The organism is Bacteriovorax sp. HI3 (assembly GCF_059738875.1).
This window is the reverse complement of record NZ_AP026946.1, coordinates 1,114,769-1,129,846: the sequence shown is the minus strand read 5'-3', so window position 1 is coordinate 1,129,846 and position 15,078 is coordinate 1,114,769. Positions and strand designations below refer to the sequence as shown.

The 15,078-nt window shown below is 41.5% G+C and carries 12 protein-coding genes; 1 reads left to right on the top strand and 11 read right to left on the bottom strand.

What is annotated here, in order from left to right; genetic code table 11:
• The first annotated feature begins 8 nt into the window (after nt 1–8).
• Nucleotides 9–1,112 (top strand): ABC transporter ATP-binding protein, encoded by a 1,104-nt coding sequence (locus AC6JA8_RS05625; RefSeq protein ID WP_497976159.1) that lies wholly within the window; start codon nt 9–11, stop codon nt 1,110–1,112.
• Here AC6JA8_RS05625 and malG read toward each other — a convergent pair.
• The 11 genes from malG to rlmF all read right to left on the bottom strand — a co-directional run bounded on the left by malG (nt 1,102) and on the right by rlmF (nt 15,034).
• Nucleotides 1,102–1,995: a maltose ABC transporter permease MalG gene (gene malG, locus AC6JA8_RS05620; RefSeq protein ID WP_497976158.1), complete on the bottom strand. Its 894-nt coding sequence runs from the start codon at nt 1,993–1,995 to the stop codon at nt 1,102–1,104. The genes AC6JA8_RS05625 and malG overlap by 11 nt on opposite strands.
• On the bottom strand, nt 1,992–3,398 hold the full coding sequence (locus AC6JA8_RS05615) for an ABC transporter permease subunit (protein WP_497976157.1): 1,407 nt from the start codon (nt 3,396–3,398) through the stop codon (nt 1,992–1,994). The genes malG and AC6JA8_RS05615 overlap by 4 nt, the downstream gene beginning before the upstream one ends.
• Nucleotides 3,389–4,834, bottom strand: coding sequence for a 4-alpha-glucanotransferase (malQ, locus tag AC6JA8_RS05610; protein WP_497976156.1), 1,446 nt, complete (start codon nt 4,832–4,834; stop codon nt 3,389–3,391). Before malQ ends, AC6JA8_RS05615 begins: the two co-directional genes overlap by 10 nt.
• Before the next feature lie 3 nt (nt 4,835–4,837).
• The gene (gene glgP / locus AC6JA8_RS05605) at nt 4,838–7,417 is read right to left on the bottom strand and encodes an alpha-glucan family phosphorylase (protein WP_497976155.1); all 2,580 of its coding nucleotides are present in this window, start codon (nt 7,415–7,417) and stop codon (nt 4,838–4,840) included.
• A 14-nt stretch (nt 7,418–7,431) separates the two neighbouring features.
• The gene (locus AC6JA8_RS05600; RefSeq protein WP_497976154.1) at nt 7,432–10,245 is read right to left on the bottom strand and encodes an alpha-amylase family glycosyl hydrolase; all 2,814 of its coding nucleotides are present in this window, start codon (nt 10,243–10,245) and stop codon (nt 7,432–7,434) included.
• 104 nt (nt 10,246–10,349) lie between these two features.
• Nucleotides 10,350–11,513: a maltose/maltodextrin ABC transporter substrate-binding protein MalE gene (gene malE, locus AC6JA8_RS05595; protein WP_497976153.1), complete on the bottom strand. Its 1,164-nt coding sequence runs from the start codon at nt 11,511–11,513 to the stop codon at nt 10,350–10,352.
• A complete protein-coding gene (locus AC6JA8_RS05590) occupies nt 11,488–12,429 on the bottom strand; it encodes an ROK family protein (RefSeq protein ID WP_497976152.1) in 942 nt (313 codons plus the stop codon). The genes malE and AC6JA8_RS05590 overlap by 26 nt, the downstream gene beginning before the upstream one ends.
• A gap of 78 nt (nt 12,430–12,507) precedes the next feature.
• Nucleotides 12,508–13,206, bottom strand: coding sequence for a superoxide dismutase (locus AC6JA8_RS05585; protein WP_497976151.1), 699 nt, complete (start codon nt 13,204–13,206; stop codon nt 12,508–12,510).
• Between the two features lie 143 nt (nt 13,207–13,349).
• Nucleotides 13,350–13,805 (bottom strand): gamma-glutamylcyclotransferase, encoded by a 456-nt coding sequence (locus tag AC6JA8_RS05580; RefSeq protein WP_497976150.1) that lies wholly within the window; start codon nt 13,803–13,805, stop codon nt 13,350–13,352.
• A gap of 1 nt (nt 13,806) precedes the next feature.
• Nucleotides 13,807–14,157, bottom strand: coding sequence for a nucleotide pyrophosphohydrolase (locus AC6JA8_RS05575; protein WP_497976149.1), 351 nt, complete (start codon nt 14,155–14,157; stop codon nt 13,807–13,809).
• A gap of 1 nt (nt 14,158) precedes the next feature.
• Nucleotides 14,159–15,034 (bottom strand): 23S rRNA (adenine(1618)-N(6))-methyltransferase RlmF, encoded by an 876-nt coding sequence (gene rlmF, locus AC6JA8_RS05570; RefSeq protein WP_497976148.1) that lies wholly within the window; start codon nt 15,032–15,034, stop codon nt 14,159–14,161.
• Nucleotides 15,035–15,078: the final 44 nt, after the last annotated feature.

The following is a 15,078-nucleotide window of genomic DNA, read 5'->3' as shown; positions in this document are numbered from 1 at the left end:
AGTTTTGTATGATTGAATTAAAAAATATTGTTAAGAGCTACGACAACAAACTGACTATCATCGACAATTTCAACCTGAAAATTAATCAGGGCGAATTCGTTGTTATCGTCGGCCCCTCTGGTTGTGGAAAATCGACGATGCTAAGAATGATTGCAGGTCTGGAAGAAATCACTGCCGGTGAATTTCTTTTAAACGGCAAAGACATCGCTCACCTTCCACCAAGTAAACGCGAAGTGGCCATGGTGTTTCAGGACTACGCCCTTTACCCACACATGAATGTTTATGAAAACCTGGCCTTTGGTTTAAGGATCAATAAGACCGACGAAAAGACTATTGATGAAAAAGTAAAGAAGGCCGCTCACATTCTCGATTTGACATCATACCTTGAGAGAAAACCTTCAGATCTTTCAGGTGGTCAGCGCCAGCGCGTGGCCATGGGGCGAGCGATTGTTAAAGACGCTAAGATCTTTTTATTCGATGAACCTCTTTCAAACCTTGATGCCAAACTTCGTCATAAGATGAGATCGGAAATTAAAAAATTTCATCTCGATCAGAAAGGAACATCAATCTATGTGACTCATGATCAGCTTGAAGCTCTCACTCTCGCTGATAAACTGGTGATCATTAGAAAAGGTGTAATTGAGCAAGTCGGCTCTCCTCAGGAAGTCTTCAACAACCCAAAAAATTCTTTTGTAGGTGAATTCATCGGAACTCCGGCCATGAACCTGATGGAAGTGGATTTAAGTTATGAAGCTGATGGAATCTATGCCACAGGAAAAGAGCGCGCTTTCCGTTTTAAACTTCCAGAAAACAAAACAATTTTTCATACTGTAAAAAAACTCTCTCCCACAAAAGCCGTGCTTGGCGTGCGCCCGACAGATATCGTTCTTCACAGCAGTGAAGAAGCGGGATGGAATGCTAAGTTTGAAGTGCTCTTCACTGAACTTTTAGGTCATGAGGCCAATGTGATTTTAAAATACGCCGACGGCGAAATCACGGGCCTTATCCCGGCGATGCATTTGCCAAAAGACTTAAAGAGCGCAGAGTTTTATTTCAAACTGCACTTCGCTCACCTTTTTGACAGCGTCACCGGCGACAACCTTAACCTTTAACTCCACCTTGAGAAAGTCCATCGACGATATAGCGGTGGATAGAAAAGAAGAGAAGTGAAATAGGAAGAGCTCCCAAAATAGAAGCGGCGGCAAACTGCCCCCAACGGCTGGCAAAAGATTCACTGATAAAAATCTGAATCCCTACGGCAAACGTCATTTGATCCTGCGATTTCAGAAGAATGGAAGGCAGGATAAAATCTGAAAATGTACTGATAAAAGTAAGGAGCCCAATCACCGCCAGCATTGGCGTACAAAGAGGCAGAACAATTTTAGTGAAGGCCTGAAAGTGTGTACAACCATCCATTCTCGCCGACTCTTCAATCGAACGAGGAAGCGTATCGAAGTAACCTTTTAAAAGCCAGATATTGAAAGGTGTTCCACCTAAGTAAATAAGAATCAATCCTCCGTGAGTATCAATTCCCAACCATGGGATATGAACGCCGATAAAATCCAACATAAAATAAAAGGCCACCATCGCCATCATGTTAGGAAACATCTGCATGACCATCAAAAACATCAGGCTCGCCTCTTTTCCCTTAAACTTAAAACGAGAAAGCGCATAAGCGGCCGTCGTTGAACAAAAGAGCATCAAAAATGCACTTAAGAGAGAAACTTTAAGACTGTTAAAAAGCCATCTCATCATTGGATAAGGAGAAACAACGGTTTCACCGACAGCGTTCTGGTAAGGAATCCCCAGGATGTATTTCCAGTTATCGAGACTAAACTCTGAAAGACTAAAACCTGATTTAAGAGACCCGCTCTTACTTAAAGAAATAGTCACGATCGAAAAAATCGGCAGAAGAACAATCAAAGCAATCCCGATCAACACCAGGTGAATGAGTAAACGTTCTGTGTTTTGTTTCTTTTTCGTAAACTGGCTCATGAGCGACTCAACTTTTTAGAAACTTTAAAATTAATCAACGTCAGCGCGACGACGATCACAAAGATCAACATCGAGACGGCCGCGGCCAGGGCAAAGTTTTGTCCCTGAGAGCCTTCAAAGGCCAAACGGTAGGTATAAGAGATTAAGATGTCCGTTTCACCAATGGGTGTGCTGGCATCAGAAATCACCGGGCCTCCTCCTGTTAGAAGATAGATCCCGACAAAGTTATTGAGGTTAAAAGCAAATGACCCAATCAAAAGTGGAATCATCGCTCTGAGCACTAAAGGAAAAGTCAGGAAGCGGAAGTTTTGAAACTTCGTCGCTCCTTCAAGTGATGAAGCCTCATAAATAGATTTAGGAATCGACTGAATAATTCCTGTGATAACTAAGAGCATGTAAGGAAATCCAAGCCACAGGTTGACCATAAGAACACTGACTCTCGCCCACATCTTCTGCTCTAACCAAGGAACAGGACTCACTGAAAAGAAACTTAAAAACTGATTCACTTCTCCGAAATCTTTATTAAGCATTCCCTTGAAGATTAAAACTGAAATAAAAAAAGGAATTGAATACGGAATAATAAAAACCATGCGGTAGAAAAATTTCGATTTCCCGCCCAGGTCATTGAGTAAAACCGCAAGAAAGGCCCCCAGAAAAAAAGTCAGCATCACCGACATAAAGGCCCAAGTGAATGTCCACACCATCGACTTTAAGAAAACAAATTTAATGGCCGGATCAAAAAAGAGCTCTTTGTAATTTTGTAGACCAGTAAAAGTGTAATACCCCGGCCCCACACTTTCGCCGTTGAGTTTAAACTGCCCTTCTTCTTTATCTTCTTTTAGCTCTTCACCTGTAAGAGTGTCCCTGAAACTTCCCGTCTCAGTCATCTCGTAACGAAGACGAACTTTGGCAATCTTGTCACTGCGAAAAAACGTATAGGCCCCAAAGGCCGGATGAACGATCTCAAAGCCCGGATGACTTTCAATGATCTCTAAAACCTCTGCTGGTGAGAGCTTCTCTCCTCCCGGAGGAAGTTTAGTCATTGACTCCAACGCCACAACTTTATAACCCTTCTTAAAAGAAGCGGATAAATTATCTACGATAAGGAGGTAGGAATCTGGGTATTTTAAAATTTGAAAATCGAGAACAGGCACGCGCGGTTGAATCACTTTTTCATTTTGAAAGAGTTCAACCACATCTTTTCTTTCTAAAAGATGCCCCGTCTTTAAATTAGTAAATGATACGTACACACTGTAAGAGATCGGCACCAAACTAAAGAGTACAAATAATACCAATGCAGGATAAAAAAAGCGGTAAGCATCTTTTTTTGAAAAACCGTAAACGTAAACCGCAACGATTCCTAGAATAAGCGTTGAAAGACTTAAGGCCCAACTTAACCACATACAGCTTTTTTCTCCACGCGGTCATTTTCAGCAGTGATCATCCCAAGCTTCTGCCAGTCGATTCTGCGCTCATCTTTAAACTCCAGCTTCCAGCTCCAGTTTTTAGGCTGCACAGTCCCCGGGTAATTAAAACGAGCTTCTGAACCAAGACCTAAGAGATCCTGGATTTGAATAAACACAATTCTTGAAGGTGACGACATTAAGACGCTAATCATTTCCCAATGATTAGGACTGACCACTTGCAGGTCGTGCTCCACTCTTTCCTTATCTTCTTTGGATAAACTCTTAAACCATCCCATTAAGGTATCGCAATCATGAGTCCCGGTATAAGCAACCGTATCAAACTCATAGTTTGTCAGCTTGTGTGGGTTATTTGCTCCACCCAACATGAATTCGAGAACTCGCATGCTTGGGAAGTTAAAAGTTTTTCTTAATTTTTCGACTTCAGGTGTGATGTAACCTAAATCTTCAGCAATGATCTCCGGGTAATCGCGAAGACTTCTAAAAAGCTCTTCTCCCGGTCCTTCATACCACTGACCTTCTGAAGCATCAGGAGCACTGACCTTAGAAATCCAGGTCGCAACAAATCCTCTGAAGTGATCAATTCTGATCACATCAAAATAGCGTTTTAAGAAACTCAGCCTCTTATTCCACCATTCAAAGTTGTCTGCTTTTTGCGCTTTCCAGTTATAAATTGGTGTTCCCCATTTCTGCCCAGTCTTACTGAAAGCATCTGGTGCCGCACCTGTTTCGTACTCCATTTCCAGTTTGTCGTTTAAATAAAACTCTTGAGGGTTTTTCCAAACGTCCATGCTGTTATAAGAAACAAAGATTGGGAGGTCTCCAACCAGTTTAATATTTTTTGAATTAGCGTATTTCTTTAATTCTAAAAGTTGAGAGAAACAAACAAACTGGCAAAAGAGATGGAAGTCCACCAGTTTTTGCTCCTCACTCGTCAGCTCTGCTTTTCCCCATGCCCTGAAATCCTGGCCACGGGTCTCACTCAACGTCCTAAAGGTTGCGTAGTCGACAACCCAGTCCTTCTCATCTTTTAAGAATTGATGAAAAGCTGATGAAGGAAGAAATTTAGCGTAAGCAATTTGGAGCGCTTCTCTTTTATTTACTTTTGCACGCTTAAAATCTACGCGCTCGGTATTTAAGATAAACTTATGGTAAAGGGCCGGATCAATTTCATAATCCTTCATCAATAGATCTGGAGAGACATAATAATCAGCGCAGCCAAAAGCTGAGTCCGTGGCATACGGGCATCCTGAATCATCAGTGTTCCCAATCGGAAGGATTTGCCAGTACTTTTGCCCAGATCTGGCAAGATCGTCAATAAAGGCATAGGCCTGAGGCCCAAAGTCACCAATCCCGTACGACGTCGGAAGACTGGTGACATGACATAAAATCCCAGAATGTTTTTTTCTATCCATCAATTAATACCACATCATGTATCCGTACTCGAACGGATGAACCAGGAAGTTGTCATGGCCATACACTCTAAAACGAATTTTTTTCGAGTCATTAGATTTGAATTTTAATTCAAAGTGCCCCACACCATCTTCAAGCGGCCCTTTCAGTCTTAGTTTTTCAGTTTTCACTTCATCCGTTTTTAAATCACAAATGACAGCTTCAACAACTACAGACTCAGGTTTTAAATCGCCCAGGTAAGTCCCCAGGTGAATGTGAGCTTCATTGGTTTCAAACACGCGACCTGGAAATGTAAATTCTGCCGGATACTCCACGTGGTGAAGTGGCGAATTCCAGCTCTTCTCAAACTGCGAAGGCACTTCAACATGGTTTCCATCAAAATGAACATAAGTGAAATACATTCCTTTCCAGTTCATCTTTAGAGCACGGCGGTTATCAAGGTAAGTCTTAATCAGGTCGCCATTATTTTTATACTTGTCTCCGTAAGCTACGGCCGGAGCATAAAACTTCGTCATATAGTCTTGAACCATACGATGAGTTGAGTAACGCGAGATATTTGTCACGAAACTGATCTTCGTTTTTTCAATCCAAGCAGCACTTGATCCATTTTCTCCTTTTGCTTTATCAGCGTAATAAAGCGGCAAGATCGTCTGCTCCAGGGTCTTGTAGAAATCCATCGCATCTTCGTAGTCCTGGATTTCATCGTTGGCGAAGTCTTTTTCTTCACCGATGGCCCATCCATTGTTTCCATCAAAGGCCTCTCTCCACCATCCATCAAGAACAGAGAAGTTTAGACCAAAGTTAATAGGAACTTTTTGTCCAGATGTTCCACTCGCTTCCATTGGGCGTCTTGGGTTATTTAGCCAAACATCTGAGCCGCTTACTAAGTGGCGAGAGATGTTCATGTCGTAGTTTTCAAGGATAATAACTTTTCCTTTTAAACTCGGCATGCGTGAGAATTTATAAATCTCTTGAATGTATTTTTGTCCTGGAACGTCTTGAGGGTGAGCTTTACCTGAAAAGACAAAGGCCACTGGACGATCTGGATTATTAACAAGTGCTTCAAGTTTCTTTAAGTCTTTAAAGATTAAAGTTGCACGCTTATAAGTTGCAAAACGACGGGCAAAACCGATCACGAGTGTTTTGTCATCAAGGTAAGTGTCTACAGCGTCGATCTCTTGTTGAGATTCATTGTTTTCTTTTAACTGTTTTTTAAGCTGAGCGCGAACCAGGGAAATCATTTTTCCTTTCAGAGCAACTTTCGTCTTTCTGATTTTAGAGTTAGAGATATCCCCTGCTTTTTTCCAGAAGTCGTGGTTAGCAAGTTCATCTTCCCACTTTGTCCCGACTGTTTCATTAAGAAGATTTTTCACATCAAGGGCCATCCACGTCTGAACGTGAACACCGTTAGTGATGTGAGACATTGGGTTTTCTACTTCCGGAACTTGAGGCCATTGGTCGCGCCACATTTTCTGCGCGATTTTTCCGTGAAGCTCACTTACCCCGTTATAGAAACGGGCCACATTGATCGCAAACACAGTTAAGCTAAAATATTTGTAATCACTTTTTTCCGGAACAATTCCTAGTTCAACAAAACGCTCCCAAGAAATATTAAATGCCTTGATCATTTTAAAGAAATGCTTATGCATTAAAGGAAGTGAGAAAGCTTCATTCCCTGCTGGAACCGGAGTGTGTGTCGTAAATAAACAGTTAGAAGCACAAAGAATTTTAGCTTCATCAAAAGTCATTGAACGCTCTTTCATTGCGTTTTTAATTCTTTCTAACTGGAAGAACCCGCTGTGCCCTTCGTTCATGTGGAAAGCCGATGGCTCAATCCCTAAAGCTTTAAGCAGTTTTACTCCCCCAATTCCCAAGATCACTTCCTGAGAAATTCTCATCTCTCTGTCTCCCCCGTAAAGCTTTGCCGTTAATAAACGGTCAGCTTCAGAGTTAGCCGGGTGGTTTGAATCAAGCAGGTAAAGTTCACTTGAACCAACCATCGCTTTGTGGGCCTGAACTTTAATTGTTCTTTCTGCCAGTTCCAGGTCAAAAACCAGAGTCTCTCCATTTTTTGTTGTCACTGGAGTTAATGAAAGGTTTTCCGGCTGGAACTTTCCATAAAGGTCCAATTGTTTTCCCTCTTCATTAATTCTTTGAGTGAAGTATCCGTTTGAGTAGAAAAGCCCTACGAACACCATTGGGATACCTAAGTCAGAAGCTGACTTTACATGGTCTCCTGAAAGAACTCCTAATCCACCACTGTAAATAGGAAGTGCCTCATGAATCCCGTATTCCGCTGAGAAGTAAGCAATCGGCCCTTTGACGTTAGCAAAGTTTTTTGCAAACCAAGTGTCTTTGCGGTTTAAGTAAGCCGTCAGTCTTGAGTGAAGATCACCGACTTTCTTTTTTAGGTCTTCATTGTTTAAAGACGCTTCAAGGTCTTTCGTATTTTTAAGAACCAGAACCGGGTTTCTTGTCTCGGCCCAGACTTCTTTGTTAATTGATGAAAAAAGATTCCATACGTCCTGATTCCAGCTCCACCAGTAGTTGTAGGCCAGGTCATTTAATTGCGATAAAGTCGTCATACTTGTCTCTCTCATTAAAGTTTTTCAAAATTATAAGTGTAATTTCTCATGTTAAATTTAAAAATATATTTCCCCGCATTCAGTGTCGTGCGGACGTTTTCCGAGTTTGGTGTGTAAGTCAAAAAGCGTGGGTCCACTGATTTTCCTAAATCAATGTTCCAGCTCTTGCTTCCAAGTTTAAAATCCAGCGCTCCCGTTTTAGTGATATCAATTCTCGCTACGAGCTCTTCTTGATTGGCAGGATTCACTTTTAATTCTGTCGATTCATCTGCCAGCCAGTTTAGAGCATTAGTGCGGAAGTAAAGTTTTTTAGAAAGAAGTGGATTTTTGCTCGCTTTAAATAAATAGAAGCCCGGTCCTTTTAGGCGAAGCAAGTTCTTTCTTCCCCCTACCGATGAGATGACGTTTTGAAAAATATCACTCGTGCTTCCAAAGCGCGGGTCAGATGAGTTGATCATCTCGCTCCACCAGACATCTTGATTTCCCGGGAACTGAATCCACACTCCGCCCATATCTCCGTTGAAATTTCCAACAACGAAGTAGTTATCGCGGGAAGTGCTTAGTTCATACGTCACGGTCTTGGCATTGTTATCAATGCGCACGTTCTGAGCATCCTGATTGTTGATTTCTGGATTGGCCTTTTTAAACTTGATCATTTCCTTAAAGAAACTCAAGTGGCCGCTAAAAAGATTCTGGTCTTCTTCAGTGACAAAATTTAACAATGGATCTTTTTTGCCACTGATTAAATCATAATAGTGCCAAGTCATGCGGTGAGAGCCAACATACTTGTTGATGTTTACATCTTTACTTGGGAAACGATTGTCCTTTAAAGCGTTAACGTAGGCCCACTCGTTTTGGATATTTAAGTCCTGAGCGATCTCTTCCCCTTGATAGAAAAGGGCCCCACCAGGTTTAGTGAAAAGAATCCCGTAAGAAAGTCTCACCAGCGAGTGGCTGAATTGATTGTGGATTTTTCTAAATGGGATGCGCAGGTCACCCGGCTCTTCAAGAGGGTTCACTCTCCTAAAGATATTTGAGTCTTCCTGCTCGTCGCTATCATAATTTGTTACGATTCTGATCATCGGGTCTTTGTTTCCGATAAAATCGTGAGAGCCCAGGTAGTTCACCGTTCTTTGTGGATGGCCGAAGTGATACCACACGCCCGGAGACATCTGATGATCGCTGTAGCCTTGAAGAGAATTTGATAAGTGAGTTAAGTCCACTGAGCGTTTTGATTCATTGTAGTGATCAAACTCTAACTCAAAGAAGTTTTTAAAACGATCGTTCCACTGAGAATCAAACCCTAACCCATTTTCTGAAATCGGGTACGTGACCCAAACATCGTTAGGAAGCTGTTCTGCTGAATTATAAAAACGTGGATTGTTTGCTTTAATGAGATACATTAACTCTTGAAGGAAGCGGTATCCTCCGCGAGTCCCGTTAAAAATTGAATCCGTCATATCAAAGCGGAATCCATCCAGGTGGTACTCGGCCATCAAATGCAGAAGTGAGTCTGTGATCCACTTTCTTACCCAGACACTTTCAAAGCGCGGCTTTGGCCCCCACGGAGTGTCTCCTCCGTAGAACTTTGAAGAGTTCGTTTGAGCATTAATCGGCTCTCTTAAAAGATTGTTATTCACATGGTTGATAACCACATCAAAGATCACGCGCAGCTTATTGCCGTGAAGTTCATCAATAAGTTTTTTCATCTCTGGTTTAGTCCCCAGAGTGCTTTCTAAAATAATAAGTGAATCAAGAGCATACCCCCACGAAGCGCTGAATCTGCTTTCATGAACGGGAAGAAATTCGACCGCGTTCACACCAAGATCGCTCAGGTAAGGAATTTTAGGAGTGATGTCTCCAAACTTCCCTTGGACATAGGCCCCATCGATGCGTTTTGGGTTAAACGTTAAAGGCCATAATTGATAAATAATCCAGTTATTGTAGTCGAGTTCGCTGACGTTTTTAAAAGCGCTGTCGTTTTTCCAAACATACTCATTATCACGGGCCACCACTCCACGCGGATTAATATAGCCGTTAAAGCGTCCACCTTTAGCATCGTACGTGAGCTCTCTGGCCATAGGGTCCACTTTGATTGGACTAAAAGTATTGTAGTTGGCCACTTCAAGAGTTTCATACTTACCGTTTTTAACAAACTGGTAGTGGTACTTATCTTTAAGGTTTGAGTTTTTAATATAGGCAAAGTGAAAACGTCTTTCGTCGTTTAAAGGATAATCAGAAAAAAGTTTAATGGCCTTATTGTCGTTAAGAAATAAATGCACTTCATCTGAAAGCGGTTCCCACACTTTGTAGTAAATCCCACCCCCCACAACAGGAGTTGCTCCAAAAGCTCCAAGATCAATCCACGCATCGATCTTTGACTCTTGAGTTAACCGGTAGAGAGGAATCAGTGAATTGGTGATACCTTTGAAGTAATGAGGAGCTGAAGTGTTGTCTTCGATTTTTAAAACGTACTTAAGGCCATTGATCGTTTCTAAATTCCTGATCTCAACTTCGTACCAACAATAACCTTCAGGAGAGAGCCCGTAAATTTTAGGAGCGTTTTCTTTTGAAAGGATTCTAAATGCTGAAGTCGATCTATTTTTGTTTTCTTTTAAAACGATACTGATATTTGAAATCTGATCACATGATGAAGAGTTTACGCGAATAAATTGTTTGAAGCCGTCAGGATAAAGAGTCAGGTAAAAAGAATTGTCGTCAGTGTAAAAAGTCTGCGTCCAATCGTCTTTAAACGGCGAGCGCGCAAAAGCACTCGTCGATACAAAAATAGCTAAAAGTAAGCATAGGAACTTGCTCTTAAAACTCATTGTTTTCCCTTGGAAAAAGGCCAAAAAATTGAGTCTTTTTTATACGAACTTTTTCGCACTTTGGGAAAACAAAAGTCCTTTAATTGTGGTCTGTGAAAACTTTCTTACTTGATCTGAGGTCTAACTAGTTGAAGGGCCTCTTTCGCTGGGGTCTTCTGCTCTAAACTTAGGCTTAACGCCTTGCCCATGGCATTCCAAACTGAACCCATTTGCGGGATGTTTGGCATTGCAACACCATTTTCAGCACTCTTTTTTAGGGTGAACAAACGCTCATCTTTTGCGCTCAATTCATTGAGTGCATCGATTCTTGCCGGCGCTCTGTTGTCGTACTTATAAAAGAGCTCAATCCCTTTTTTCGACAGCAGGTATTTTTCAGCAAACTCTTTTGCACGCAGTTTATTCTGACTTGAACGTCTAATCATAAAACCGTGAACACCAACAAAAGGTTTGGCCACTTTATTTTTTAGCGTTGGAAGAACAGCAATGCCATAATTCACTTTCGCTGCATCTAAATCTTTAATCGCCCATGGACCGTCGATCGTGAAAGCAAGTTTGCCTTCTTTGAAATGCTGAAAAGCAATCCCGCGGTCAGTTGATGAAGGAATCAGGCCTTCATTACTTAAACCTTGAAGAAAAGAAAGGCCTTCTTCAAAACCAGTGATTCCTACATCGTGCCCGTTGAGTCCATTTTCGTTTTCGCCAAAGATATAACCATTGGCCGCATTGAGAATAGGAAACGAAAAGAAAAACGTCTTGATGTCATAGAGAAACCCATAGGTGTTTTTCTTTGGATTGTTCAGTTTTCGGGCCATACTCACCAGCTCTTCAAAACTTGAAGGCGGCGTTTTTACCAGGTCTTTATTGTAAAAAAGAGCTAGCGATTCAACCGCGTACGGGTAGCCGTAAAGTCTTCCTTTGTATTTGAAGGCCTTTAAAGAAACGGGAAGGAAATTATCCGTTAAATCCGGGATTTCATCGAGAGGTTCAATCAATCCTGATTGAGCAAGCTCACCACTTACATCATTGGCCCACAAAAGAATGTCTGGCCCTTTTTTTGTAAGAGATGCCGTCTTAAAAAGTGACGTTAAGTCTTTGTTTAAAACCTCAACAATCACTTTCGTTTTATATTCAGTTTCAAAATCTTTTTTAATTTCATTAATGGCCTTCGCGGCCCCTTCGTTCGAAGTCCAGATCAAGACATCTGCTGCCAGGGTTGTCTGAGCAAAGGCCAAAAAGAAAAGACTAAGGAAAAAGTTTTTCACTGGCATAAATCATGGCCCCAAAAAGCCCCGAGCTATCGCCCAGGTGATTGATGTAAATGTCAGGACAGTAATCTTTTGAAAGAAAGATATTTTCTTCCAGGTCGGTTTTTAAATCTTCAAAGAGAATGCTTTGAGAAGAAAGCCCTCCCCCAAAAACAAAATAGTGAGGATTAAAAAGATTATTGATAATGCTTAAAAACTGCACGAAATGAAGGCGGTAATCAATCATTGTCTGCAGCACTTCCTGAGAACCTAAGTTGGCCTTGGCGAAAAACTCCTGGGAGTTCATCATTTTATTGATGGCCGTTCCTGAAAGATAAGTTTCAGCACAGCCCTGCTGGCCGCAGTAACATCTGTTTCCACCTGCTTCAAGGACAATGTGCCCAACTTCTAAGGCCGAACCATGAGCCCCACTTAAGATTTTTCCTTGAGAAACAAATCCTCCACCGACTCCTGTTCCCAGAGTGATTCCCACGACGACTTGCTCTTTAAAAGAGACACCTTTAGCGGCTTCGTAGTGCTTGCCTGCTCCACCCCATGCTTCTGCCAGGGCAAAAAGATTGGCGTCGTTTTGAGCGACAATTTGCACTTTAGAACCTAGTTTTTCTTTAAGTATCCCAAGCACATCGTGCCCGATAAGAAAACGAGTGTTCCCATTGAGCATAATAGAAGTTTGTGGATGAAGAGTTCCAGGAAGGGCCATACCGATGGCCAGCAGGTCATCTATTTTTAAAGCACTCTCCAGAAGAAGGTCGTTAATTAAAGCGACGAGTGAATCGACAAAAGCTTCGTGATCATGAATGGTAGTGATTCTTTTTTTAGAAAGGACATTAATTGAGCGCTCAAGCAGATTTAATTCTGCAACAGCACCTTCAATCTTTGTTCCACCAACATCGATTCCCAAAAACATTTGTCTTTTCATAGAGACAAAATGTAACCCGGCAAGGTTCTTATGTCCATAAAAGCCTTGCCGGGTTAGGGGGATTAAAGTGCTAAAGCACTAATGTGCGGTGACCTCGCGGTCGAAAGCATCAACTTGTGACCAGTTGACGACTTTCCAGATTGATTTTAAGTAATCTGCTCGCTTGTTTTGATAGTTTAGGTAATAAGCATGCTCCCAAACATCCACTGCAAGAATAGGTCGACCTTTAGTTGTCGCTACATCCATGAGTGGGTTGTCTTGGTTAGCAGTTGTTGTAATGGCCAGCTTCCCGCTATTGTCGCGGATCAGCCAAACCCATCCGGAACCAAATTGAGAAGCTCCGGCCTTTTCAAAGGCCTCTTTAAATTTATCAACTGAGCCGAAAGTCTTTTCGATTTCTTTCTCCAGTCTTTCAGGAATTTTTTGTTTTTCTTTATCACCACTTAAAATGTTCCAAAAGAATGTGTGGTTAAAATGCCCTCCAGCATTGTTTCGTACTGCTGCTTCTTTGCCTGAAACTTTACTCATAATAGTCATCAGGTCATCTTTTTCTTTGCCGACGGCCTTGTTTAGATTATCGACATAGGCTTGATGGTGTTTGTCGTGGTGAATTTCCATGGTCTTCTGGTCAATAACTGGAGCAAGAGCTCCTGTTGCGTATGGAAGAGCAGCTAATTCGAATGGAGGTTTTTGACTTCCAATTTCTTTAAGGGTGATTGCGTGTGCGGAAGCGGCCAGTCCTAAAGCTGCTGCTCCTGCAAGAATAGTTTGATGCATATAAGAGACTCCTTTTAAAACTCAGAATGATTAAGAAAAAATCATTCGCTAATAGACTCTGACATGCAAAAGTGAATCCGAATAATTCGTATTATTAACCAATTTATTCGTTTTTATGAATGATGCGCTTTAAATATCTGAGATTAAAGATGTTGGGACAGTGATTCAATATACTCTTCTGGTAAATTATTCTCTTCTGCTCCGCGAATGATGGTTTGCAAATAGCGAAGCGAAGGACGGAAATTCCCCACAACAGTGATTTCATAGGTCATACATTCCACCGTTTCACCATCGATATCAATGGGAACTTTCACTTCGTTATAGGCATTGAGATGCGCCTCTCTTCCGTGAATGTAACCTTCAAAGACGCGAAGTTTTTCTACATCACTCATAGTCAGTTCAAAGAGAACTCCCCAGAGCTTTTTTCCTGCAGATGTTTTGTAACCGGCAACTCCACCATTCCACGATTCATAAAAACTTGGAAAACAAATTTCAGCATCGTTCATAAAACCAATACCGATTTTTTTTGAATCCGGGCAGCGCTCCTGCATCTGCTTTAAGTTCATATTTGAGCCGTAAGAAAAATAAAGTGTTTTCATCTTAAAATTCGTTATACTTTTTTGAGTTCCCGCGGGCAAGTTCCACCGGGTATTTTTTAGCATTCTTTTCCATTTTGCGGATAACGGCTTCTTCCAGGTTGATATCCGTTTTGCTGGCAATTCTAAGAAGGTAGACAAAAATATCTGCGACTTCCTCTTCTACTTTCTGCATCTTTTCCGGTTGAGAAGAAAGGTTGTTTGAGTCTGCTTCACTCATCCACTGAAAGATTTCCAAAAGCTCAGAGCTCTCTACTGAAAGGGCCATGGAAAGATTTTTTACCGAATGAAACTGATCCCAGTCGCGCTCTTTGGCAAAGTTATTCACTAATTCTTTGAGTTTACCTAAATCCATTTCATTCTCCCTTAAAACTCCAGGCCACAAAGCGGCTAATCTTTTGACCTTGAGACATTTCTACAGTCTCAACTTTTAAAGCTTTATTTCTTTTTAACTCTCCGTAAATGCCAGAGAGATTATCTTTTGAAGACACGAGTGTTGAAAACCATTTCACCTGATCTTTAAAGAGCACACTCTCTAAAATCATTTTTTTGATAAACTCGCCTTCTCCACCTTCGCACCAAAGTTCTTGGGCCTGGCCTCCGAAGTTTAAGCGCTCTTTTGTCTTCAGGTTTTTATTTTTTCTTGCCGTGCCTTTTTGCGCCTCCTCTTTTGAGGAATGAAAAGGTGGATTACAGACAGTTAAGTCATATTGCTCATTAGGCAAGATGATTCCCTGGAAAATCTTAGTGCGGTCATTTTGCCTTCGAATTTCAATTTTTGATTGAAGGTTATTTTTTTCGACATTCGCCTTCGCTGATTGAAAGGCCCCTTCATCAATCTCTGCGCCTACAAACTTCCAGCCATACACGCTCTCTCCTAAAAGTGGATAAATGCAGTTAGCGCCCGTGCCGATATCGAGTACACGAAGAGCTTCATTTTTTCCCGGAGACTTTAATAAGTCGGCCGCATAATGGAGATAATCGACTCTGCCGGGAACTGGTGGGCATAAGTAATTTTTAGGAATGTCCCAAAAATGAATTCCGTATTCAGATTTTAAAAGTGCGCGGTTTAATAGCTTCAATCCTTCTGGATTAGAAAAATCAATAGTGTCGTTGCCGTTAAATTTATTTTTAATAATAAAGTTCGCAAGCTCGGGTGTGCTTTTTTTTAATTGAGCAAAGTCATAACCAGCACGATGCTTGTTGCGAGAATGAAGATTCGTTTTTTCCACTCAAGCATTTTACTCTGTTACTGGCCGACTATTCAACTATAGTG